Origin of the sequence: Streptomyces sp. NPDC048002 (assembly GCF_040653275.1) — a bacterium.
GTDB lineage: Bacteria > Actinomycetota > Actinomycetes > Streptomycetales > Streptomycetaceae > Streptomyces.
The window spans coordinates 113,010-133,091 of record NZ_JBEZNL010000005.1; the positions used below are offsets into that span (position 1 = coordinate 113,010).

Sequence of the window (20,082 nt, forward strand, 5' to 3'; positions counted from 1 at the left end):
GGCGCCCCCTGGGCGCGGCCGGTCTCCCGGCAGTGTCAGCGCGCTCGCGTCAGAGCTGGAACTCCGCCGGGGACAAGCCCAGGGCCGCGCACGCCTCGTGCAGGACCATCACCTCGGCCTGCGAGAAGTGCCCGTCGGCGCCGGCGATGACCATGCCGGTCTGCACGACCGCCCGCGCCTCGGTCGGCTTCTTGGCGGCCTTGGCGATGTCCTGGAGGGCCTCGGCCTTGCCGTGGGCGAAGTTCCGCGTGAGCTGGTCGACGTGCTTGTGGAAACGCTGGCGCAGCTGCTCCGGCGGGAAGTTCTGGAGCACCTCGTTGCCGAGGATCATCGACTCCATCTGCTGGATCTCGCTCGCGTCCACCTGGCCGTCGGCCGCCGCGACCAGCGCGCACATCGCCATGCTCGCGTCCCGGTACGCACCGCTCTTCAGCTCCGTCTTGATCGAACCGAGCTGGTTCTTCAGCAGACCCACCAACTGCGCGCGGGAGCCACCGCTGCGAGAGCCACCGTGCCCGGAGCCGCCGTGCGGGGCGCCGCCGTAGGGGGAGCTGCCGTGCGGCGCAGCGCTGTGCCCGCCGCGGGCACCCTGCCCGCCCTGAGCCTGCTGCTGCAAGCTCTTGGCCTGCTCCTTGAGCCGGTCGAACAGTGCCATCGATGCCACCTCGGTGCTCGAAACTGAGTGATCTCTCCCTGTGAACGCTCCGTTGCCCGCGAAGGTTCCGTCCCATTCCATCGCCGGGCCGTGGCACCGTCGAGCCTGCCGAACGCATGCGGCATCCCATGCATGAACTGCGATTACAAGGCCATGAATGACCTTGGAGAGGATGCGGGACGGGCCCGTACCATCTGTGCATGGAGTCTGACGGGTGAGTGCTGACGAAGGCCTGACCTGCGATGCGCCGGACTGGTGGTGGAGGGCGCTCCACCTGCTGTGGTGTGAGGCCACCGCGGAAGTGCGGGACGTCACAGGGGTCGCCGAGACGGTGTACCGCACGCTCGTCCGGCTGCCGGGCGTGGTCGCGGTGGCCGGAGCGCGGTGGGACGACAGCGGCCCGCTGTACATGCGGCGGATGTGCCCGGGACAGGAGGAGGCGGTGACCTGGCTCGCCTCCTCGGACGACTGGCCGGGCGCCCCGGTGTGCCCACCCGTCATCGCGGGGAGCGCGGCGCCCCGGGCCCTGCTGCTCGACCTCGACGCCTCCGGACCACAGGGGGACCTCCCTGGCACGGTCCTGCGCGCGGCGGGGGCGCGGTGGGCCGTGGAATGCGTGTTCCCGCTCGCAGACCGGGACTCGGCCGGGCTCTGGCTGGGCCTCGCCGAACAGCCCCGCGAGCCTGAAGCCGACCGCTTCGGGGAGCAGCTGACGCAGGTCGCGGACGTTCTCCGGACCGGAAACCAGCGCATTCTGGAGGTCCGGGAGAACGAACGCCGCAACGCCCGCGACGCGTTCCTCGCGGAGGCCTCGCTCCAGCTGGACACCAGCCTCGACGCACGGGAGACCCTGCACCGGGTGGCCCGGCTCGCGGTGCCCGCGGTGGCCGAGGGGTGTGCCGTGCACCTGCTCAGAACGAACGGCTCGCTCGAACCCGTCGCAGTCGCCCACGTCTCGGCCCGCGCACAGGAGTGGCTGGCCGACGCGGTGAGCGGCGACCCATGGCTGCGGACGGTCCTGGAGCGCGGCGCGATGGGCCGGGAGGGCCTGCTGCTCCGGGGGGCCGACCTGGCCGGCGGTCCCTTCGGGGGCCACGTGGACAGCGGATTCGGGGCGGCGGTGGGCGCGGTCAGCGTCAGTCCCTTGCGGGCCCGCGGACGCGTCCTCGGGACGCTGACGTTCTGGTACGAGCGGGAGAGCGCTGGTGTCACGGACCTGCGCATGCTCGACGACCTCGCCACCCGCGCGGCCCTCGCCATCGACACGACCACCCTGTACGAGCAGCGGCGGCAACACGTCCACCTGCTGCAACAGCACCTTCTCCCGCGCGCGTTGCCGAAGACCGAGGGACTGGAACTGAGCGCCGCCTACCACGTGGGCGACGCCAGCCTGGACGTCGGAGGCGACTTCTACGACGTCGTCCGCTCCGGTGAGCGGGTCGCCCTCGTCATCGGCGACGTGTGCGGACGCGGCGCGGAAGCCGCGGCCGCCACGGCGCTGGCCCGGTACACCCTGCGCACGCTCCTGGAGGACGGGACGCCTCCAGGGCACGCGCTGTCCCGGCTCAACCAGGCTCTGACCGCCGAGAGCGCGTCACGGTTCCTGACCGCGCTGGTGGCCGTGCTCACCCCGGAGGCCGGGGGTTGGACGGCCGAGATCGCGGGGGCCGGGCACCCGTGGCCACTGCTGCGCGGTGCGGGCGGGCAGGTGACGGAGGTCCCGGCCCGGGGCGCGCTGCTCGGAGTGATTCCGGAGACCGACTACCGTTCCGTGCGCCTCCGCCTGGAGGAAGGGGACGCGCTGGTCCTGTTCACCGACGGGCTGACCGAGGCACGGTCGCTGGACGGCACTCACTTCGAGGTCCATCTCTTCGACGAAGTGGCCAAATTCGCCGCATCCGGAGAGCGGGCCGCGGCGGAACTGGTAGCGGCGGCGGCCGGCTTCCGAGCCCAAGGTGACGACGACACCGCTGTGCTGGTGGCGAAGGTGAGAGGACCGAACTGATGCAGGAACACCCGCCCGGCAAGCGCCTCGACGCCGGCCGGCTGCTGGTCGTCGAGGACTCGCAGGAGGACGCCGAGGCCGTACAGCGGGCCCTGTCCCAGACCCATCCGCAGCTCAAGCTGGAGTTCGTCACCAACGGGGAGGAACTCCTCGACCGGCTGCTGGCCGCGGCCGAGGTACCCGCGATCATCCTCCTCGACCTCAACATGCCCGGCATAGGCGGGTACGCGCTGCTGAAGGCGATCAGGGCACAGCCGGAGCTGGCGGAGGTGACGGTGGTGGTGTTCACCTCGTCCACCGCACCCGCCGAGGTCGAGGCGTGCTACGCGGCGGGCGCCGACAGCTACATCTACAAGCCACTCAACTTCGAGCTGTTCCGGACGGTCCTCAAGGGCGCCGTCGACTACTGGCAGCAGTCCCGGCGTCAGCCGCCCGGCGGGAGACTGCCGGGGCCGAGCGTGAAGTAGAACGCCGTTCCCTCTCCCGGCGCGCTGGTGAGCCACAGCCGACCGCCGTGGCGTTCCACGATGCGCTTGACGATGGCCAGGCCGACGCCGGTGCCGCCGCCGCGCTCGCTGGGCGCGTGCAGCCGACGGAAGAGGCCGAACACCTCCTCCTGCCGGTCCGCCGCGATGCCGATGCCGTTGTCCCGGACCACCACGGCGGGCTCCGGCACGGACGCACCCGGCGGCACCCGCTCCTCCACGGCGATCTCCACCGTGCGGTCCGGCCGGTCGGCCGCGTACTTGGCCGCGTTCACCAGCAGGTTCACCAGGATCTCGTAGACGCTCTCCGGATCGGCGTCGACCAGCGGCAGACGCGACGGCAGCAGGACGCGGACGCCCTCCTCCTCCAGGCGGGGGCCCGCCACCTCCAGAGCGGAGTCGACGATTCCCCGCAGCGGTGTCTCCTCGCGGCGCAGCCCGCCGCGGCCCGTGCGGGCATAGTGGAGAAGCGAGTTGAGCAGATCGTCCATCCGGGTCGCGAGCCTGCGCACCGTCCGCAGCCGGCGCACACTGACCGCGTCCAGCCGGTCGGCGGCGTCCTCCAGCGTGAACGTCGCGGCGTTGGCGATGCCCCGCAGCGGTTCCTTCAGGTCATGGGCCGTGACATGGGCGAACGAATCCAGGTCCAGATTGATCATCCGCAGTTCTTCGTTGAGCACGCTCAACTCGTCGACGTGCCGCAGCACCAACCCCGTCAGCATCCGCCGGATCTCGGCCGCGGCGGCCTCGGCATGCCGGCTCCACGGCTGGCTGCGCCCCTTGATCAGGGACCGGAACACGGCACCCGAGCCACGCGGCGTCAGGCGCTCTCCCTGCGCACCCACGATCACGGGCCGCGACGGGTCCGCCGCCCATTCCCGGGGCTGCGGGCGCTCCGTGCGCAGCCAGGCCAGGAAGTCCCCGTCGTCACCGAGGGGCACCAGCAGGACGCCGGCGGCCGCGCCCGCGTCCGCGGGATCCTCACCCTCCTCGTCCGCCAGGAACTCCTCCAGCCGGTCCGTCGACCACAGCCCCGCCCCGGCCGCCCGCGCCGTGCAACGCCCGAGCGTACGGATCAGCGCCTCGGAGACGTCCAGCCCCGACACCGAGGCCCGGCCGCCGCGCACCAGGAGGATGCCCTCGGCACCGACGAGGTCGCGGACGGCGGCTCCGTGCCGCATGAGGGAGGCGTCGATGTCGCCCTCAAGGAGTTCGGCGACGGCGGCCGCTTCCGATCCGGCCCGCTCCAGCGCATCGGCGCGTTCGCGCTCCTCGATCGCCGACAACTGCATCGAGAAGGCGGTACCGAAGAGTTCGCACGCCGACCGCACCGGGGGCGGGACCCGGGTGGGCTCGGCCCCGTGGCAGGCGATCAGCCCCCACAGCCTCCCGTCCCGCAGGAGCGACACGGACATCGAGGAACCCACACCGATGTTGCGCAGGTACTCCAGATGGAACTCGGACACCGTACGCAGCACGGACCCGGAGAGATCCAGCGCCGTCGACGTCGCCTCCCGCACGGCCGGACACAGCCGGGCCGTCGAGTCGTCGACGTCGGAGATCACCCGGATCCAGTTCTCCTCGTACAGGCGTCGCGCCTGCGGAGGAATGTCGGAGGCCGGGAACCACAGGCCCAGCCAGGGCTCCCAACCGTCCCGGACGGACTCGGCGATGACCTCGCCGGGACCGTTGAACCCGTCGAAGCGGTACGCGACGACGCGATCGAGCCCGGTGAGAGCCCGCACCTCGGCGACGGCGGCCTGACAGCACTCCTCGACCGTCGTCGCCGCCCTGAGCCGACTCAGCGCCCGGCGCACCCGCTCGTAGAAGGCACCATGGCGATCCGTGTCGTCTTCCTCGCGCGGTTCGAACTCGGCCAGCACCAGCCCGCCCCGACGGTGCACGGACAGGTCGAAGGGCGTCGTGCCCTCAGCGCCTGCCATGACCGGCAGGCAGACCGCCGGGCTGCCGTCCGGGCCGACGGCGGCAAGGGCCTCCGCCCAGTCCTCGGCCGGGAGAACGGCCGTCACGGGACGCCCGACGAGGTCGGACGCGGCGACACCGAGCAGCGCCCGCGTGTTGTCCGCCGCCGTGTCGACGAGCCCCGATTCCGGATCGACGGCGAGGAGCGTGCCGTGGGACTGCACACCGCCCAGCAGGTGGATCTGTTCGCGCACACAGACCGACAGGTCGAACTCGCCGGACACGGATGCCTCGGCGAGGCGGGCCCTCGGTGACAGCCACTCGTCGTCCACGTGCATGTTTCCCTCCGCCGTAAGCGGCGAAATATAGCGCGGTCCCGCAAGGTTGGCTAACCACGGCCAAGGGCGTGACCTGGGCGGATGGTGCCGGCTCAGGGCCGTTCGTAATGCTGGAGCACCCCGGCCACGGAGAAGCAGAGGGCACCGGTGAGGGTGGCCCAGTTGGAGATGTCGGCGTTGATCAGGCTCCCGGTGGCGGGACGGGTGTACGCGGCGATCGCCGAGACCATGAACAGGACGGAGCCGAGCTGGTTGACGGCCACGATCCACCAGCCGAGGCTGCGCCACAACAGGCGCGGCCGGCCGTGGCAGATCTCGACGAACCCGAGATGACCGGAGATCAGGAAGAGCAGGCACCCGATCACATCAGGGGCCCAGACCAGCCGATTGACCTGCTGCACGCTCAGGCCGTGCAGGAAGGAGTCGAGCAGGTCGACGGCGAACACCAGGGTGCCCGCGAACAGCACGAACGCGCTGAGCCAGTCGACCCGCCCCGGCTCGTAACTCCACCACCGCCACCCCTGGGTGACCAGCGTGCCCTCCCCTCCGGGCCGGTGGCGTGGGGCGTTGACGACCTGGAGCAGGGACACATAGCCGCCGGTATTGAAGAACAGCCCGCCGGCGAAGTAGATCGAGGCGGAGGTGAGGGCGTCGCCGGAACCGAACTGGGCGACGGCGGCACCGGCCGCGAAGAGGGCCCCGCCCATGATGAACGCCGTGGCGGCGATGGCGTTGAGCCTGCGCAGCCGGGTCAGGGCGATGTCGTCGGCACTCGCGTAGTGCGGGGCGTCCGCTCCGGGCGGCGAGAGGGCGATGAGTCCCTGACGCCGGGCCGGCCGGGACTCCCATACGGCGGTACCACCGCCGGGCGGGCGCCAGGTCAGGCGGGTGGTGAAGGGTCCCGCGCCCTCGGCGCGCTGATCGGGCTGTGCCACGCGCCGACCCTAGACGCCCCACCCACCCCTCGGCCGAGCGCAACGCCGTCCGTGGAACGCACGGGAACCAGTGCGACCTAGGCGCTGGTGGCTTCCGAGCCGTCGAGGTCCGGACGGCGCGGTGGGTTGTACAGGTCCTGCGCTCGGTGGGCGTTCACCTCCCGTACGTCACCCAGCCACGACCACGGCTGCGACCAGTCGAGCCCCGGGCACACCAGACGGTGCGGAATCCGGCACCTGGCGCCCGGCGTCGGCTCGGCATCGCCCGGACACCAGGCCACACCGTCGTCCGAGACGAGCCAGCGGAAGAACGGCGGCACCAGGTGCGCCGGGACCTCCGGCCCCGGATCCAACACCTCCAGCAACAACCAGGCGTTCGACCGCGTCGGCACCCTCTCCGCGGCGAGCCCGCACTCCGGACACACCGGCGGAGCCGGGGGAGGCGGCGCGTCGGCCCCCTCCTCCCACGCCTGCACCCGGTCCGTCAGGCGCTCCACCCGCCCCCAGTACGCCGCATCCGACTCGCCCGGCTGCTGCTTCGGCAGTAACGGCCCTGCGTCGAAATCCCCCATAGCGTCCACGTTCCGCAGCGCGCGGCCGCACGGATAGAGCGCGAATCGGGCACAACACCCGCGCCGGGCGTGATGTCCAGGGACGACGGACACCTCTACGGGCGACTGTGGTCCACCTCCGCCACATTGACCTTGGCCGGAGCGTCACGACCCTCAGCGGTCAGGATCCTGCCGGAAGGGATGGCGGCCTGCGCAGGAGCCACTGCCCGAAGCTGCGTCGCGAGGGCCGGACCGTCACCTTGCCGTGGGCCTTCTGGCCGACGAGTTCGACCCGCAGGACGGTCGGGGTATGCGTGGGCGTAGACCTGCCGCGGTGCTTGAGCTTGCAGTGCGCCCTCACCAGGCCGTCGGTGTCGACCTCGATGCCGGGCCTGGTGATCAGCGTCAGGGTCTTGCCCGTCATCTCCACGTCGATGCGCAGCGTGTTCTGCGTGATCACGGCTTCGGTGAGGTCGAGGGTGACGTCGCACCAACTCACGGCCAGCTCCAGCCGTCGCGGCAGCACCCAGCGACCGGTTCGCTCGATGGCACCGCTGAAGACCTGCTCGATCCGGACGACGTCCTTGACCTCGGCCGCCTGCGCCGCGGTGCCGTCAGTGGTGACCGGGATGTTCGGCAAGTCGGCTGTGAGGAGGGCCAGTTCGCTCAGGGTGCGGGCGGACAGGGCGGCTTCCAGGCGTTCGTCCAGCTCGTCCGCCGTCAGCAGGCCGTCCCCGGCCGCGATCCGCAGCACGTCCACCGTCCGGTCCCGGTCCGCGTGGGAGGCCCGCAGATCGGGGGGTGAGCCGGGGACGGCGTGGCTTCCGGCGGGTGGCGTCTCTCCCGGCATGTTTCCGTCCCGGTCCTGTCGGAGGTCTCTGCGCGACACGGTCGTTGGCGCACAGGGAAGGTTAGCGCTATATCGCGATACACGTCCCGTCGGGCCGCCTCGCGAACAGGTCCGGCGCAGCGCCGACGCACGGTGTGGGACTTCCATCATGCCGAGACCCGCACGGCCGGGACAACAACCCCACCCGAAACCCGGCTGTGGTCCGATCCGGTGAGAACCTCTACCGGAGCTCGGCCCGAGTGCCTAACTTGGCAGGCGCGTTGCGCACCTCACCTCACCGCAGCGCACCATCCCAGCGGATCAAGTCACGTAAGGCACAACCATGGCGTATCTGAGCATCGGCCGCCGCCCATGACGCACGACATCAACGCCCTGCTGCGTGAGTACGACCGGGCCCGCGCCTACACCGACCAGCTGTGGAAGGACCTCAGCCCCGACGAGGTCACCTGGCGCCCGCACGAGGACTCCAGCGCCATCGGCTGGCACCTGGGCCACCAGGCCCACGTAGCCCACTTCATGATCCGCAACCTCACCGCGGCCGAGCCCAGCCCCGACCCCGAACTGGACGGGATCATGGACTCGGCGAACCCGGAGAAGTTCCGCGGCGCGCTGCCGACCGTCGAACGGCTCACCGCCTTCCGTGACACCGTCGCCGAGCGCGTCCACGCCCGCATGGGCGACATCGCCTCCGGCAGGGTCGGCGCCCCCGACCAACTGGCCGTCGTGGCGAACCATTTGCTGCTCGCACTCGTCAACCACGAGTACCAGCACGACCAGTGGATCGGCGAGGTCCGCGCCGAAAGCCTCGGCCACGCGCTCCCGCCCGACCCCGTATCCGACTGGCTCACCCGCGTCGACGGCTACCTCGTCTGCGCCCCCGGCGCCTGAACCGCGCGCCCCGCGGCGCCCCAGGTCATGCCCCTCGTGCGAGGCGAACGTTGCCGCCAAGCTCTTGCCTCGGGGCGGGTGGGTCTGGTTCTGTTCGCCGGGCCATCGGTGTGATCGCGTGGGTGTGAGGGAGAGCGGCGGCGTGGAGCGGGACATGCAGGCGCAGGCCAAGGACTGTCTGCCGGAGGGGCTTGGCCGGGCGATACGCGAGAGCGCCGGGGCCATCGCCGCACTCCTGGACGGCGTGACGGACACGAGCCGTCCGGTGCCGGGGCTGGAGTGGACCGTCGGTGAGACGGCGGCCCATCTGGCCATGGCCAACACCTTGATGGCCGATCTCGCGGCGGGTGAGGAACGCCCGTACGGGGACGGCACACCGCAGAGCATCGCCCCGGCCAACGAGCAGAGCCTCGCGCAGTTCCCCGAGCGCGGGGCCGCGCCCCTGGCGGCGATGATCGTGGAGCAGGCCGAGCGGTTCCTGACGGCGGCGGAACGGGCCGACGTGGAGGGGACTGCGGGGCGGACGCTGGTGACCCCACTGGGGCCCATGAGCCAGGACGTCCTCGCCGCGTATCTGCTGACCCACATGCTGGGCCACGGGTACGATCTCGCCCGCGCCGTCCGACGCCCGCACATGATCGACGCCGCGCGGGTCGAGTTGTGCATGCCGTTCCTTCAGACCGCCATGCCGCGTATCGCCGGGGCGGCGTCGAAGCTGACGGCGCGCTACACCTTGCGCGTCCGGGGTGGCGTGGCCTTCGGCGTGACGTTCACCGAGGGCGCGGTGGAGGTTCTCCCCGGCCCGCCCGAGCGTTCGGACTGCACGATCCTCACCGAGCCGGTCGTCTTTCTCCTCATCGCCCTGGGCCGGTTGGGCCCCTGGCGGGCCATGGCGCGCGGAGGCGTCCTGGCCTGGGGCCGCAAGCCCTGGCTCGCGCCCCGATTCCCCATGCAGTTCGAGGCGCCCTGAGCTACGCGCGGTCGGTTTCACGGGGCCGGGCCGACTGGGCGTCCCCGTCAGTCGGCTGACGGTTCCTCGGCTTCCCAGCGGAGCAGATCGCCGGGCTGGCAGGTGAGGACCTCGCAGAGCGCGGCGAGGGTCGCGAAGCGCACGGCCTTGGCTCGGCCGTTCTTCAGGACCGCGAGATTCGCCGGGGTGATTCCCACCCGCTCCGAGAGTTCACCCACGGACATCTTGCGCCGGGCCAGCATCACGTCGATGTCGACGACGATCGGCATCAGATCACCACGTCCAGCTCGGCCTGCATCCGGGCCGCTTCGGCGTCGCGGGCGACGGCTTGGGCGAGCAGCGTCCGCAGTACGAGTACGAGGAGCGCGACCCCGAGGACGGCCACGCCGATGCCGGCCATGATGACGGTGACGCCGGGGTCCTCGCGTTGGCCGGGTGTGTTGACGGCCGTGACGGCGAACCATACGAGGGCGGCCCCGGTGATCGCGCCGATCACTCCGTCCACGTACCGGAAGGCGGCGTGCGAGAACACCGTTCCGCGGCGCACCATCGTCACCAGCTTCCACACGCAGACGACGGCGACCTGGACCGAGACCATGCCGAGGATGGTGATGAGGCGCAGTGCGGTCAGGGGGAGGGTTCCGTCCTCCGGATCGTTGCCACTGGCCAGCGTCCACGCCATGAGGGCCTGAACCAATCCGGTGCCGAGGAGCACCACCCCCAGCACGGCGCGCAGCGCACGCACGGTCAGCTTGCCCATAGCTCCTCACTCCTCCATCCATCGAATTGCGATGGGAATCTATCGAGATTCGATAGGTGGCGCAAGTGGGTGGGCGGGGCGTGGTGCGGCTGGAGGGCGAGTGCCGAGCCACTGCTCCGCATCCCATGCGTGGAAACGTTCCGTTTCGGTGAAGCCCAGCTTCGCCGCGAGGCGCGTCGAGGCGGAGTTGGCCGTCTGGGTGTGCAGCACGACCGGCTCGCCGGGGAGGATGTTGTCGAACCAGTCCAGGGCCGCCGCGCACGCCTCGGTGGCGTACCCGTATCCCCAGGCCCGGGGCAGGAACAGATAGCCGAGATCGACCTTCCCCGCGGCGGCCGGCCGACCGGACTTCGGCACTCTCCGGAGCAGGATCAGGCCGATCATCGCCCCCTGGAGTTCGACGACAAAGCTCCCGGGCCGCGCCTCGGGCACCGCGGGCAGTTCACGCCCCAGTACGTCTCGCGGTCGGGGTCCGCCGAGGTAGGTGTGCACCTCCGGCGACGCCAGCAGTTCGATGAACGTCGGACGATCCCGGGCCTGGGAGGCACGCAGCACGAGCCGGCTGGTGCTGAGCGGGGCGGGTGGCCAGTCGACTGAACCAAGATCATTCATGTGCACATTGAATCGTCTCCGCGCTCCACACCTGCGGTGAACAGGAAAGGCGACGGGGTCTCGGCCCCGAGCGGGAGGTGGGTGCTGGCAGGATGACGTGGTGTCCGACTCCCTGCGTGAACTGTGGCTCCGTGGCGTCGCCTTCAACGCGGCGGCACCTGCCGAGGTGCTGATACGTCTCCTGGACGACGGGGCCGGTGAGGCCGCTCTGGCGATGTGTGAGGGCCGCGATCTGCCCGACGCGGCACTGGAAGCGGCCCTGCGCCACCCGAGCGTGCGGATCCGCCGCGCCCTCGCCTGCAACCTGCGCGTCGACCCCGCACGACTGGCTCCCCTCGCATCAGACCCCTCAGGGCTCGTCCGCGCGCAACTCGCCGGCGGCACCCGGCACCAGCCCCGTTGGGTCCGCCCCCTGCCGACCGACATCCTCGTCACCTTCCTCACCGCGCAGGACGGAGGCGAGGACGGCCGGGTCACCGCACAGGAGATCGCCGGGGAGCTGTGGTCCTCCCGACAGGTCCCCGCTTCCTTCCCCCGGGACGTGGCCGGTCACGACCACCCCGCCCTGCGTCTGTACGCGGCCCACCAGTGGCTGTCCCTCACCCCCGCACAGCGCACGATGCTCCTCGACGACCCCGACCCCACCGTGCGCGAAGCGGCCCACAGCGGCAGCCGCAGGCTGGACCCGCAGCAGGTGGCGGCCATCCTGCCGTCCCTCGCGCCACGCAACCGATGGTTCGTGCTCGCCACCTCCCCCCTGACACCCGCGGTCGTCGAGCAGTGCTTCGCAGAAGGCGACCTGCCACCGCTGGCCCGCAACCGATACACCCCAGCCCACGTCCTGGCCCGGCTCGCCCGAAACCCCGACGCGGAGATCCGCCGACTGGTCGCCGCCCGGCCCGACTTGGATCCGGAGGCGGCGGCGCGGTTGAGCAAGGATCCGGATGGCGGTGTGCGCCTGCTCGCCCGCCTCCACCCCTCCATCCGTACCTGGGCCGAGTTCGAAGCAGTCAAGTGGGTAGTGGGGCATGGCCTCGACTGCACCTGCCCGATCACAAGGCCCGTCACCGCCCCGCCATCCGACTGGTACATCACCTGCGCGGCGTCCGAGGAACCCGTGCTGCGCCGTGTCGCGGCAAGCCGGCCCGGCCTGCCCGCGCAACTCGTCGGGGATCTGGCGCAGGACGAGGACGAGGAGGTAAGGGTCCGGCTGGCCTGCCACCACCCGCTGGCCCCGCCCCGCCTCCTCCTGGACGTCTTCGTCAGCCGCCCGGCCCACCGCCCGCACCTGCTGACCCTGCCCGCGTTCCCCCGCACCGGGACCGCCCACCTCGCAGGGCACCCCGACCCGGCCGTACGCGCCCTGGCCGCAGCCGACCCCGCCCTCCGGGAACCTCCGCTGACCGACCCGGACGCGACCGTACGACGAGCAGCCGCCGCCAACCCCGCCCTCACACCGGACACCCTCGAATCCCTCCTCACCGACCCCCGTACCGCGGAGGGCGCCGCGGCCAACCCCTCGCTCCCTGTTGCCCGCATGCACGTACTCCTCGGCCACCGGGAGGACGGCGCCACCCCCGGGCCGAGGGCGGTACGGCACTGACGGGCCACGGCCGTTGTGATGGACGAGCTCTACCGTTCGCAGGCCTGCCCCATCAAGGGCAACGTGGGGTGCGAGGACTCCCGCTTCTTCGGCGCTTCGACCTTCCAGCGCGATGACAGGACCGCCGTCGTCACCTTTCTGATCACCGCCTACGACAGCGAAGAGGCCGCCCGCCAGGCGTACGACGTCCTCTGGGACGGCTACTACGCCGACCGGGCCGGGCTGCGTGCCAAGAACTTCGACATCGGCCCGATCGGCGACGAGCGTGACGCCCGATTCGGGACGTACGGCTTCGACGGCGAACCCGGAGCCGTGACCCAGACCAGGGTCGGGACGACGTTGTTGTGGACCCAGGCGGGTGCCATGGACGAGGGGGGACTCGACGAGGACGCGGTTCGCGACCTGGCCGCAGTGCTCGCCGAGCGAGCCCGACAGGCCCAGGACGGGGACGCACCCTCCGCCGCGCTCGGCGGCTGACGGGGCGGTCGCACACTGGAGGCCGCCCGCTGGACGTCAGGGTTGGATGTTCTCCAGGTCCTCCAGAAGGCTCAGGTGCTTGGGCTCCCAGCCGAGCGTCTGCCGCGTGTACGCGCTGGACGAGGGCTGATCGCTCGCGAAGATCTGCCCGAGCGGACCGAAGCTCTCCGCCGGTACCGATTCGACCGGCAGGCCCAGCCGTCGCCCGATGACGGCGGCGATGTCGCGCACCTGGTCACCCTCGTCGCCCACGGCATGCCAGGCCGTACCCGCTTCTGCGTGCTCCAGGGCGAGCCGGAAGAGCGCCGCCGCGTCGAGCGCGTGCACGGCCGGCCAGCGCTGTGTGCCGTCGCCGGGGTAGCCGGAGAGGCCGGTCCGGCGCGCGATGTCGGTGAGGAGGCCGGCGAATCCGCCGGAGCCGTGGTGGTGCACCGTGCGCGGGAGGCGCACGGCGCTGCTGCGCACCCCGCGCGAGGCCAGGTCCAGAATCGACGTGACCGCAGTGGCGCGGCCGCCGAGTGGCCCCTCGGTCATCAACGGGTCCGCCTCGGTGGACGCGCGGCCGGGTACGTACGGCGTACCCGAGCAGGTCACGAGGGGGCGTCCGCTGCCGACGAGGGCCTCGCCGAGGGCTTCGAGGGCGGCGCTCTCCTCCGCCACCGACTTGGTGAGAGCGTCCGCGCTGCTGAAGTCGTGGTTGAACGCGAGGTGGATCACCCCGTCGGCCTGGGCGGTGCCGGCGCGAAGAGTGTCCAGATCGGCGAGGGCTCCCCGGAGGGGCTCGGCGCCTGCCGCCTCCACGGCCTGGGCGGAGGTGTCGGAGCGGGTGAGGGCGAGGACGGTGTGACCGTGGTCGAGCAGTTCGGCGACGACGGCGGAACCGATCAGTCCGGTGCCGCCGGTGACGAAGACGCGCATGGAGAACTCCCGAAAGGTGATGGGACTCTTGTCCCATCACTCTACCGCAGTGATGGGACAAGAGTCCCATCACCTAGAATGGTGGCCATGGGCAGATGGGAACCAGGCGCACGCGAACGCCTTGTCGTGGCCGCCGTCGACCTGTTCACCGAGCAGGGGTACGACGCCACGACGGTCGCGCAGATCGCCGAGCGCGCCGGAGTCACCAAGAGCACCTTCTTCCGGCACTTCCCCGACAAGCGCGAGCTGCTGGTGGCCGGGCAGGAGACGCTGAGCCGACTGCTGAGCGAGGGGATCGCCGACGCTCCCGCCGACGCCAGCCCGCTGGAGGCGGTCGCCGCCGGTCTGGAGCGCGCGTCCGGCGCCATGGGCCCGATGAGCCGCGAACTGGCGCCCCGCCTGAAGGCGGCCGTCGCCGCCAGTGCCGAACTCCAGGAACGCGACGCTCTCAAGAGCGTCAGTCTCGCCGCCGCCATGACGACCGCGCTGGTCGCGCGGGGTGTCTCCGATCCGATCGCGGCCCTGGCGGGCGAGTTGGGAGTCCTGGCCTTCAAACGGGGGTACGCCGAATGGTCCGAGGGCGACCGTGACGACGAACTCGCGGGGTACGCCCTGAAGGCCCTGGGCGAACTACGGGCGGCCAGCGCCTCGTTGGGGTGACGGCGAGTCCTACTCGGAGTTGGCGAGCAGGTAGTCGACGGCGTGGATGACGTCATCCACCGTGTGGTGGGGCGTCGTCAGCCCGTCCGGCCAGGCGCGGCCGCGGACCCAGATCGTACGCAGTCCCGCGTCGTGGCCTCCGGCGATGTCCGATGCGGGGTTGTCGCCCGTCATCCAGTCACCGGGGGTGAGTTGCGTGCCGCACCGTGCGGCGGCCAGTTCGAAGAGGCGCCGGTCGGGTTTGCGGACGTCGATGTCGCCGGACGCGGCGATACCGTCGATCAGGTCGGCGAGGCCGGTGGCGCGGACCTTGGCCCGCTGGACGTCACTGGCCCCGTTCGTGGCGACGCCGACGCTCCAGCCGGCGTCCTAGAGCCGGGCCAGGCTGTCCAGGACGGCCGGCCGGCAGGTGACCGCGTTGGCCATGCGGTCGACGTACACGCGCCACAGGTGGTCGGCGCTCTCCCTGAGGGGGAAGGCGGAGCGAAGCCGCTCGAAATCGGACCGTTCGGCGTGGTCCGCCAGTTCCGCGAGCAGCCACGCCTCGATGTCCGGCCCGTACCCGTGGTCATGACTCAGGGTGGTTATGGCCTCGGGGTACGCCGCGGCGCGGTCGACCAGGGTGCCGTCCAGGTCGAACAGAGCGAGTTTCACGATCACTGACCCTACCTGCCGTCCTGGAGTGCGGCGGGCCCGAAAGTGGTCGCCCTCACCGTGCGACCGGCGGCGTCCCGCCCGGGGCGTCATGGGCGGGGACGAGCCCGCTCATTGGGTCACAAAAGGATTGCTGCGTTGCTGAAACCGCCCGAGCATCCTCCGAACGCAGCTACCGTCAACGCCTCATCCAGCCTTGGGGGGCCAATGACCAATCCGTTCACCGTGCCGCAGCCTGCCAGACCCGCCCCGAGATGGGCACGCAAGCGCTATGTGCTGCCCGCTCTCTTCGTCGCTTTCGGCATCGGCATGGCTGCGGGTGGTGGTGAACAGCCCGCCGAGGAAGGCAAAGCCGTCGCGGTCAAGAGCGCACAGCCCACCGCCACGGTCACCGCCACCATGACCGCTTCCCCCGAGCCGGCACCCACCGTCACCGAGACCGTCGAGGTCAAGGTGAAGGTGACGAAGACGGTTACCGAGGAGGCCGTCGACATCGGAAACGACGACGAAGGCGGCAGCGGCGGGAGCGTCTACTACGCCAACTGCTCCGAGGCCCGCGCCGCAGGGGCTGCGCCCATCCTGGCCGGGGAGCCCGGCTACGCCAGCCACCTGGACCGGGACGGCGACGGAGTGGGCTGCGACAGCTGACGTCGCCGCGCCCGCCGGGTGGGGGTGCCTGGCGGGCGCTGGTGGCGAGAACGGCGTCTGGTAACCGTGCGTTCTGGCTGCCGAAGCCGAAACCGGAGCCGAAACCGAAGTGGGCCCGAAGTCTCGCCGGGGTTATGCCGGGATGAAATCAGGCCACCAGAGCGGGACATTGCCCCACGCACTCCTGAGCTCCTTCTGCGATCCTGCGCGGTGTGGACGAAGAACTCGTGGAACGTGTCGACGCCGAGGACCGCGCCCTCGGGACAGTCAGCCGGTGGGAAGCCGTCCGGGAGGGCTGGCTTCACCGAGTCGCCACGGTGGTGTGCCGTGACACACAAGGCCGCTTCCTCGTCCATCGGCGCGCCCATCAACTGACCCGATTCCCAGGGCACTACGAACTCGGAGTCGGGGGCGCGGTAGCCGTGGGCGAGTCGTATGAGGAGGCCGCCGCCCGCGAACTCGGCGAGGAACTGGGGGCGCGGGCGACCGTTAGCCTGCGCTTCAAGTTCCTCAACACGGTTGGGTTCAGCCCCCATTGGCTCGGGGTGTGCGATGCCGTGCCGACTCGGCTCGGTACCCCCGACCCAAGTGAGGTGGCCTGGCACGGATGGCTGACCGATGCCGAACTCCAACAGGCCATGCGGCAACAGCCCTTCACGCCCGACAGCCACGACATCCTCGACCGCTATCTCGCCTGCCACCCGCGCAGGGCATCCTGACGCAGTGGGTCCTGCATCACTGAGCCGGTCGCAGGCACCGCTGCCGCCGTCGAAAGCACGGGCGTGAACCCGTTCGCCGCGTCTAGGCAAGTACAGGTGTGAACACCGACCACCCTGACACCCACCGCCCCGACCGACGGGCGGACCGTCCATGACCGACCTGGCCGGCGGCGACGCCGAGCTCATCGCGGCCTCGTTGGAGGAACCCGAGCGCTTCGCGGCGCTCTTCGACCGCCACGCGCCGGCGATCCACCAGTACGTCGCCCGACGCCTGGGGCGGGACGCGGCCGACGACGTCACCGCCGAGACGTTTCTGACGGCCTTCCGGATACGGGCCCGCTTCGACCCGGTACGCGCCGGCGTGCGGCCCTGGCTGTACGGCATCGCCGCCAAGCAGATCGGCCGGCACCGCCGCGAGGAGGTGCGGGCGCTGAAGCTCCTCGCCCGCACCGGCCACGACCCGGTCGCCGACAGCTGGACCGACTCCGCCGACGACCGCCTCGCCGCCGAGGCCGCCGCCCGCCCTCTCGCCGGGGCCCTGGCCCGGCTCTCCGCCGGAGACCGGCACGTGCTGCTGCTCTTCGCCTGGGCCGACTTCGGCTACCAGGAGATCGCCGAAGCCCTGGACATCCCCGTCGGCACCGTCCGCTCCCGCCTCAACCGCGCCCGCCGCAAGCTCCGTACCGCGGCCGGCGCGACCGACGGCCCCCTCATCGAAGCTCGCATCACCGAAGGAGACCCCGCATGAACGAGCTCTCCGAATGCCGCGACCTGCGCGCTGACGCACCCCTGCCCGACGCCGACCGGCTCGCCGCGCCGCGAGCCCGGCTCACCGCGGCATTCATGCAGGAGACCCGACCCGAACGTGCCCTCTCCAGGCGCCGGGCGATCCTCGTCGGCGCCGCCACCGCGGGCGCCCTCGCCGTGACCGCCGGGATCGTCGCGACCCTGCCCGAGGACACCACCGGCGCCCCCGCCCGGGGCCCTCACCTGCTGTCGGCGGGCGCCTCCGCCGACGCCCTCGAACTGGCCGCCGCGACCGTCGAGAAGCACGACGGCAGCGAACCCGGCCCCAAGCAATGGGTGTATGAGAAGAGCACCTCGTTCCACGAGGGCAAGCCGCAGACCAGCGAGGAATGGACCCGCTGGGACGGCACCGGACACGCCCGTCTGCCCGGGATGGCCCCGTCCGGAGACATCTCCGACTTCGACCCGGACGAACTCCAGGTCTGGTACGGCCCCAACCAGGAGGAGAAGTGGAAGAAGCTGGGCTACGACGACCGCTCCCAGCGGCAGTTCTACCGCTTCCTCGCCACTCTGCCCAGCGACCCCGACCGCATGATGAAGCGCATCCGTGAGGAACACGCCATCGGCTCCGTCAAGGGAGAGACAGCGGCCCAGCGCGACTGGCGGGAGGTCGACGTCCTGTACCGCTCGGTGCTGATCCCGCCGAACGCCCAGGCCGGCCTGTTCCGGGCCCTCGCGAAGATCCCCGGCGCCCGGGTGACGACCGGCGTGAGGGACCCGCTCGGCCGCGCGGCGATCGGCGTCAGCGTCACCTACGCCGAGCAGACCCCCGCCGGCTGGAAGGGCAAGCAGGAGATCTACTTCGATCCCGACAGCTACGCCTATCTCGGCCAGACCCGCAACGACGGGCTGATGGTGAGCGCCCGCGAGGCCTGGGGCGTCGTCAACAAGCCCGGCGTCCGACCCTGACCACACGCGACACGCGACAGGTGCGCCCGGTACGACACCGGGCGCACCGTCCGTGGCGTGAGCGGCCGCCCGTATCCTCCCGGACCGATGGCACGCGCAAGGCAATACCCGCACCATGTGTACATGAATCTGAAGAGCGCACTACCGATCGGCGCCCAGCCTGCTTCCAGGGGGTCCGTGCTGTCCCTCTGGTCCGAGAACTCGATCCTCTCGATCGGGTCCAAGGGGTCCGTGCTCTCCATCGGATCCGTGGGTTCCGCGATGTCCATCGGGTCGGTCGGCAGCTACCTGTCCGTCGGCTCGGTCGGTTCCGCTCTGTCGTTCGTGTCGGCCGGCTCCTGGCTCAGCACAGGTTCCGTGCTGTCCGCACAGTCGACGTGGTCGGTTCTCTCCTGGCGCTCCTCCCGGCAGGTCCTCTCCGCCGGGGCGATCGTCCTCCTGGCCGGAGTCGCCTTGTCGAGAAACCGGCATTGAGGCGGTGCGCAGAGCCGCCGCGGTCCCGCCCATCGCGGATCTTGAGACCACGCGCGGCCCATGGCAGGCTCGTGCCGCATGATCGATGACTTCGCGAAGGCCGACCTGCACGGGAGGCTGCGGCGGAACCGCGCGGCCCTGCTCTGGAAACTCGACGGCTTGTCCGAGTACGACGCCCGCCGCCCACTGACGGCGACCGGGACAAACCTGCTCGGCCTGGTCAAGCACGTGGCCACCGTCGAGGCCAGGTACTTCGGCGAGGTCTTCGACCGCCCGTCCCCGGAACCGATGCCCCGCTGGCAGGACTACGACGGCGAGGATCAGTGGGCGGCGGAGGACGAGACCCGCGATCAGGTCATCGCGTTCTACCGGCGCACGTGGGAACACTCCGACGCGACGATCAACGCGCTGGACCTCGACGCCCCCGGCCATGTGCCCTGGTGGCAGGGGGCCCGTCCCAACAGCAACCTGTTCGCCGTCCTGGTCCACGTTCTCAGCGAGACCCTTCGGCATGCCGGGCACGCCGACATCCTCCGCGAGAGCGTCGACGGCAGGACCGGGTTGCGCGCCGAGCACGAGCAGCCGGTCGACGAGGAAGCCCGTGCGGCCTACCGAGCGAAGATCGAACAGGCCGCAAGGTCGGCCGCGTCCCTCAAGGCGTAGAGCTCGCCTCACATGACCTGACGCTCGTAGCCTGCTGCGAGCCTTTCGTTGGGGGGAGTCCGGCGTGGTGAACATCCTGTCCGTGGCCATCGGGGCTGGATTCGGCCTCGTCGGGGCCGTGTTCGGGGCCTGGTTCACGGCGCGTCGGCAGGATCGCATGTGGCTGCGCGAACAGAAGTTGAAGGCAGGGGTCGGCTTCAACTCGGCCGTCGTCCAGCTCATCGACCACCTCCGGGACACCAGGCTCGGTGACGACGGCGCCGGGGCCAACGAACTGGCGGGCCGGCTCCAGGAAGCCCGGTCGGCGCTGTACCTGCTCTGCGCAGACGACACCGTCGACCTCGCCGACGCGCTCGCACGCCGGGTCTGGAGTTCGCGGTCCAGCGAGGGCAGGGACGATCGCCGGGCCGAGCACAGGGAGACGGAGGAACTGCTCCGTCGCTTCACCCGTCAGCTCCGCCAGGAGATCGCCAGGACCTAGTGAGCACTGCGGGCCTCGGTGTCTTTCCACCCGGCCGGCGGTACGGCGCTGGCCGGCGCGGACGGTGCCGGGTTCTAGGCTCGCGGAAGGACGGCCA

Annotated in this window: 23 protein-coding genes and 1 pseudogene; 14 read left to right on the forward strand and 10 right to left on the reverse strand. The window is 71.1% G+C overall.

All coding sequences use genetic code 11. From position 1 onward, the window contains the following. Window positions 1–49: 49 nt before the first annotated feature. Window positions 50–655 carry a TerB family tellurite resistance protein gene (locus tag AB0E07_RS09575; RefSeq protein WP_362247948.1) on the reverse strand — a complete coding sequence of 202 codons (606 nt, stop codon included), beginning with the start codon at window positions 653–655 and terminating at the stop codon, window positions 50–52. A gap of 214 nt (window positions 656–869) precedes the next feature. On the opposite strand from AB0E07_RS09575, the gene AB0E07_RS09580 reads away from it, so the two are divergent. Then, window positions 870–2,660, forward strand: coding sequence for a SpoIIE family protein phosphatase (locus tag AB0E07_RS09580; protein ID WP_362247950.1), 1,791 nt, complete (start codon window positions 870–872; stop codon window positions 2,658–2,660). Beyond that, on the forward strand, window positions 2,660–3,127 hold the full coding sequence (locus AB0E07_RS09585; RefSeq protein WP_362247952.1) for a response regulator: 468 nt from the start codon (window positions 2,660–2,662) through the stop codon (window positions 3,125–3,127). Before AB0E07_RS09580 ends, AB0E07_RS09585 begins: the two co-directional genes overlap by 1 nt. Here AB0E07_RS09585 and AB0E07_RS09590 read toward each other — a convergent pair. The 4 genes from AB0E07_RS09590 to AB0E07_RS09605 all read right to left on the reverse strand — a co-directional run bounded on the left by AB0E07_RS09590 (window position 3,085) and on the right by AB0E07_RS09605 (window position 7,742). Continuing rightward, a complete protein-coding gene (locus AB0E07_RS09590; protein ID WP_362247954.1) occupies window positions 3,085–5,406 on the reverse strand; it encodes an ATP-binding protein in 2,322 nt (773 codons plus the stop codon). The two genes, AB0E07_RS09585 and AB0E07_RS09590, sit on opposite strands and share 43 nt — an antisense overlap. 92 nt (window positions 5,407–5,498) lie before the next feature. Continuing rightward, window positions 5,499–6,341, reverse strand: a complete 843-nt coding sequence (locus AB0E07_RS09595; protein ID WP_362247956.1) for a hypothetical protein — start codon at window positions 6,339–6,341, stop codon at window positions 5,499–5,501. Between the two features lie 77 nt (window positions 6,342–6,418). Continuing rightward, window positions 6,419–6,913 (reverse strand): DUF6083 domain-containing protein, encoded by a 495-nt coding sequence (locus AB0E07_RS09600; protein ID WP_362247958.1) that lies wholly within the window; start codon window positions 6,911–6,913, stop codon window positions 6,419–6,421. 160 nt (window positions 6,914–7,073) lie between these two features. Then, window positions 7,074–7,742 (reverse strand): DUF1707 domain-containing protein, encoded by a 669-nt coding sequence (locus AB0E07_RS09605; protein ID WP_362247960.1) that lies wholly within the window; start codon window positions 7,740–7,742, stop codon window positions 7,074–7,076. A gap of 351 nt (window positions 7,743–8,093) precedes the next feature. Between AB0E07_RS09605 and AB0E07_RS09610 the strand changes: the two genes are divergently transcribed. Both AB0E07_RS09610 and AB0E07_RS09615 read left to right on the forward strand, forming a co-directional pair. Next, on the forward strand, window positions 8,094–8,630 hold the full coding sequence (locus AB0E07_RS09610) for a DinB family protein (RefSeq protein WP_362247962.1): 537 nt from the start codon (window positions 8,094–8,096) through the stop codon (window positions 8,628–8,630). A 154-nt stretch (window positions 8,631–8,784) separates the two neighbouring features. Beyond that, window positions 8,785–9,600 (forward strand): maleylpyruvate isomerase family mycothiol-dependent enzyme, encoded by an 816-nt coding sequence (locus AB0E07_RS09615; RefSeq protein ID WP_362248314.1) that lies wholly within the window; start codon window positions 8,785–8,787, stop codon window positions 9,598–9,600. A 47-nt stretch (window positions 9,601–9,647) separates the two neighbouring features. Here the strand turns inward: AB0E07_RS09615 and AB0E07_RS09620 are convergent, their stop codons facing one another. From AB0E07_RS09620 to AB0E07_RS09630, 3 genes are read right to left on the reverse strand one after another with little or no spacing between them, the layout of a single operon-like run. Beyond that, window positions 9,648–9,869 carry a helix-turn-helix transcriptional regulator gene (locus tag AB0E07_RS09620; RefSeq protein WP_362247964.1) on the reverse strand — a complete coding sequence of 74 codons (222 nt, stop codon included), beginning with the start codon at window positions 9,867–9,869 and terminating at the stop codon, window positions 9,648–9,650. Continuing rightward, window positions 9,869–10,360: a DUF2975 domain-containing protein gene (locus tag AB0E07_RS09625; protein WP_362247966.1), complete on the reverse strand. Its 492-nt coding sequence runs from the start codon at window positions 10,358–10,360 to the stop codon at window positions 9,869–9,871. Before AB0E07_RS09625 ends, AB0E07_RS09620 begins: the two co-directional genes overlap by 1 nt. 39 nt (window positions 10,361–10,399) lie before the next feature. Further along, window positions 10,400–10,972 (reverse strand): GNAT family N-acetyltransferase, encoded by a 573-nt coding sequence (locus tag AB0E07_RS09630; RefSeq protein ID WP_362247968.1) that lies wholly within the window; start codon window positions 10,970–10,972, stop codon window positions 10,400–10,402. Window positions 10,973–11,072: 100 nt separating this feature from the next. On the opposite strand from AB0E07_RS09630, the gene AB0E07_RS09635 reads away from it, so the two are divergent. After that, window positions 11,073–12,575, forward strand: a complete 1,503-nt coding sequence (locus AB0E07_RS09635; RefSeq protein ID WP_362247970.1) for a hypothetical protein — start codon at window positions 11,073–11,075, stop codon at window positions 12,573–12,575. An 18-nt stretch (window positions 12,576–12,593) separates the two neighbouring features. Beyond that, window positions 12,594–13,052: a hypothetical protein gene (locus AB0E07_RS09640; RefSeq protein WP_362247972.1), complete on the forward strand. Its 459-nt coding sequence runs from the start codon at window positions 12,594–12,596 to the stop codon at window positions 13,050–13,052. Window positions 13,053–13,088: 36 nt separating this feature from the next. Here AB0E07_RS09640 and AB0E07_RS09645 read toward each other — a convergent pair whose 3' ends face one another. Next, entirely contained in the window at window positions 13,089–13,970 is an 882-nt protein-coding gene (locus AB0E07_RS09645) for an SDR family oxidoreductase (RefSeq protein ID WP_362247974.1), read from the reverse strand. A gap of 87 nt (window positions 13,971–14,057) precedes the next feature. Between AB0E07_RS09645 and AB0E07_RS09650 the strand changes: the two genes are divergently transcribed. Continuing rightward, on the forward strand, window positions 14,058–14,630 hold the full coding sequence (locus tag AB0E07_RS09650) for a helix-turn-helix domain-containing protein (protein WP_362247976.1): 573 nt from the start codon (window positions 14,058–14,060) through the stop codon (window positions 14,628–14,630). Window positions 14,631–14,639: 9 nt separating this feature from the next. On the opposite strand, the pseudogene AB0E07_RS09655 reads toward AB0E07_RS09650, so the two are convergent. After that, window positions 14,640–15,284: pseudogene (locus AB0E07_RS09655) on the reverse strand (HAD family hydrolase). A 207-nt stretch (window positions 15,285–15,491) separates the two neighbouring features. Between AB0E07_RS09655 and AB0E07_RS09660 the strand changes: the two are divergent. The 7 genes from AB0E07_RS09660 (at window position 15,492) to AB0E07_RS09690 (ending at window position 19,985) form a co-directional block, all read left to right on the forward strand. Then, complete coding sequence (locus AB0E07_RS09660; RefSeq protein WP_362247978.1) at window positions 15,492–15,932, forward strand: excalibur calcium-binding domain-containing protein; 441 nt, start codon at window positions 15,492–15,494, stop codon at window positions 15,930–15,932. Between the two features lie 203 nt (window positions 15,933–16,135). After that, a complete protein-coding gene (locus AB0E07_RS09665; RefSeq protein ID WP_362248316.1) occupies window positions 16,136–16,651 on the forward strand; it encodes an NUDIX domain-containing protein in 516 nt (171 codons plus the stop codon). A 151-nt stretch (window positions 16,652–16,802) separates the two neighbouring features. Continuing rightward, window positions 16,803–17,399: a sigma-70 family RNA polymerase sigma factor gene (locus AB0E07_RS09670; protein ID WP_362247980.1), complete on the forward strand. Its 597-nt coding sequence runs from the start codon at window positions 16,803–16,805 to the stop codon at window positions 17,397–17,399. Next, the gene (locus tag AB0E07_RS09675) at window positions 17,396–18,367 is read left to right on the forward strand and encodes a CU044_5270 family protein (RefSeq protein ID WP_362247982.1); all 972 of its coding nucleotides are present in this window, start codon (window positions 17,396–17,398) and stop codon (window positions 18,365–18,367) included. The genes AB0E07_RS09670 and AB0E07_RS09675 overlap by 4 nt, the downstream gene beginning before the upstream one ends. A 123-nt stretch (window positions 18,368–18,490) precedes the next feature. Then, complete coding sequence (locus AB0E07_RS09680; RefSeq protein ID WP_362247984.1) at window positions 18,491–18,841, forward strand: hypothetical protein; 351 nt, start codon at window positions 18,491–18,493, stop codon at window positions 18,839–18,841. Window positions 18,842–18,919: 78 nt separating this feature from the next. Continuing rightward, on the forward strand, window positions 18,920–19,504 hold the full coding sequence (locus AB0E07_RS09685) for a DinB family protein (RefSeq protein WP_362247986.1): 585 nt from the start codon (window positions 18,920–18,922) through the stop codon (window positions 19,502–19,504). A 64-nt stretch (window positions 19,505–19,568) separates the two neighbouring features. Further along, entirely contained in the window at window positions 19,569–19,985 is a 417-nt protein-coding gene (locus AB0E07_RS09690) for a hypothetical protein (protein ID WP_362247988.1), read from the forward strand. The last annotated feature ends 97 nt before the right edge of the window (window positions 19,986–20,082 follow it).

Excerpts from the sequence above, each read along its gene's own strand:
- AB0E07_RS09575 (WP_362247948.1), bottom strand. The coding sequence starts at position 655 with ATGGCACTGTTCGACCGGCTCAAGGAGCAGGCCAAGAGCTTGCAGCAG.
- AB0E07_RS09585 (WP_362247952.1), top strand. The coding sequence starts at position 2,660 with ATGCAGGAACACCCGCCCGGCAAGCGCCTCGACGCCGGCCGGCTGCTG.
- AB0E07_RS09590 (WP_362247954.1), bottom strand. The coding sequence starts at position 5,406 with ATGCACGTGGACGACGAGTGGCTGTCACCGAGGGCCCGCCTCGCCGAG.
- AB0E07_RS09600 (WP_362247958.1), bottom strand. The coding sequence starts at position 6,913 with ATGGGGGATTTCGACGCAGGGCCGTTACTGCCGAAGCAGCAGCCGGGC.
- AB0E07_RS09605 (WP_362247960.1), bottom strand. The coding sequence starts at position 7,742 with ATGCCGGGAGAGACGCCACCCGCCGGAAGCCACGCCGTCCCCGGCTCA.
- AB0E07_RS09610 (WP_362247962.1), top strand. The coding sequence starts at position 8,094 with ATGACGCACGACATCAACGCCCTGCTGCGTGAGTACGACCGGGCCCGC.
- AB0E07_RS09615 (WP_362248314.1), top strand. The coding sequence starts at position 8,785 with ATGCAGGCGCAGGCCAAGGACTGTCTGCCGGAGGGGCTTGGCCGGGCG.
- AB0E07_RS09620 (WP_362247964.1), bottom strand. The coding sequence starts at position 9,869 with ATGCCGATCGTCGTCGACATCGACGTGATGCTGGCCCGGCGCAAGATG.
- AB0E07_RS09625 (WP_362247966.1), bottom strand. The coding sequence starts at position 10,360 with ATGGGCAAGCTGACCGTGCGTGCGCTGCGCGCCGTGCTGGGGGTGGTG.
- AB0E07_RS09630 (WP_362247968.1), bottom strand. The coding sequence starts at position 10,972 with ATGAATGATCTTGGTTCAGTCGACTGGCCACCCGCCCCGCTCAGCACC.
- AB0E07_RS09640 (WP_362247972.1), top strand. The coding sequence starts at position 12,594 with ATGGACGAGCTCTACCGTTCGCAGGCCTGCCCCATCAAGGGCAACGTG.
- AB0E07_RS09645 (WP_362247974.1), bottom strand. The coding sequence starts at position 13,970 with ATGCGCGTCTTCGTCACCGGCGGCACCGGACTGATCGGTTCCGCCGTC.
- AB0E07_RS09650 (WP_362247976.1), top strand. The coding sequence starts at position 14,058 with ATGGGCAGATGGGAACCAGGCGCACGCGAACGCCTTGTCGTGGCCGCC.
- AB0E07_RS09660 (WP_362247978.1), top strand. The coding sequence starts at position 15,492 with ATGACCAATCCGTTCACCGTGCCGCAGCCTGCCAGACCCGCCCCGAGA.
- AB0E07_RS09670 (WP_362247980.1), top strand. The coding sequence starts at position 16,803 with ATGACCGACCTGGCCGGCGGCGACGCCGAGCTCATCGCGGCCTCGTTG.
- AB0E07_RS09675 (WP_362247982.1), top strand. The coding sequence starts at position 17,396 with ATGAACGAGCTCTCCGAATGCCGCGACCTGCGCGCTGACGCACCCCTG.
- AB0E07_RS09680 (WP_362247984.1), top strand. The coding sequence starts at position 18,491 with ATGAATCTGAAGAGCGCACTACCGATCGGCGCCCAGCCTGCTTCCAGG.
- AB0E07_RS09685 (WP_362247986.1), top strand. The coding sequence starts at position 18,920 with ATGATCGATGACTTCGCGAAGGCCGACCTGCACGGGAGGCTGCGGCGG.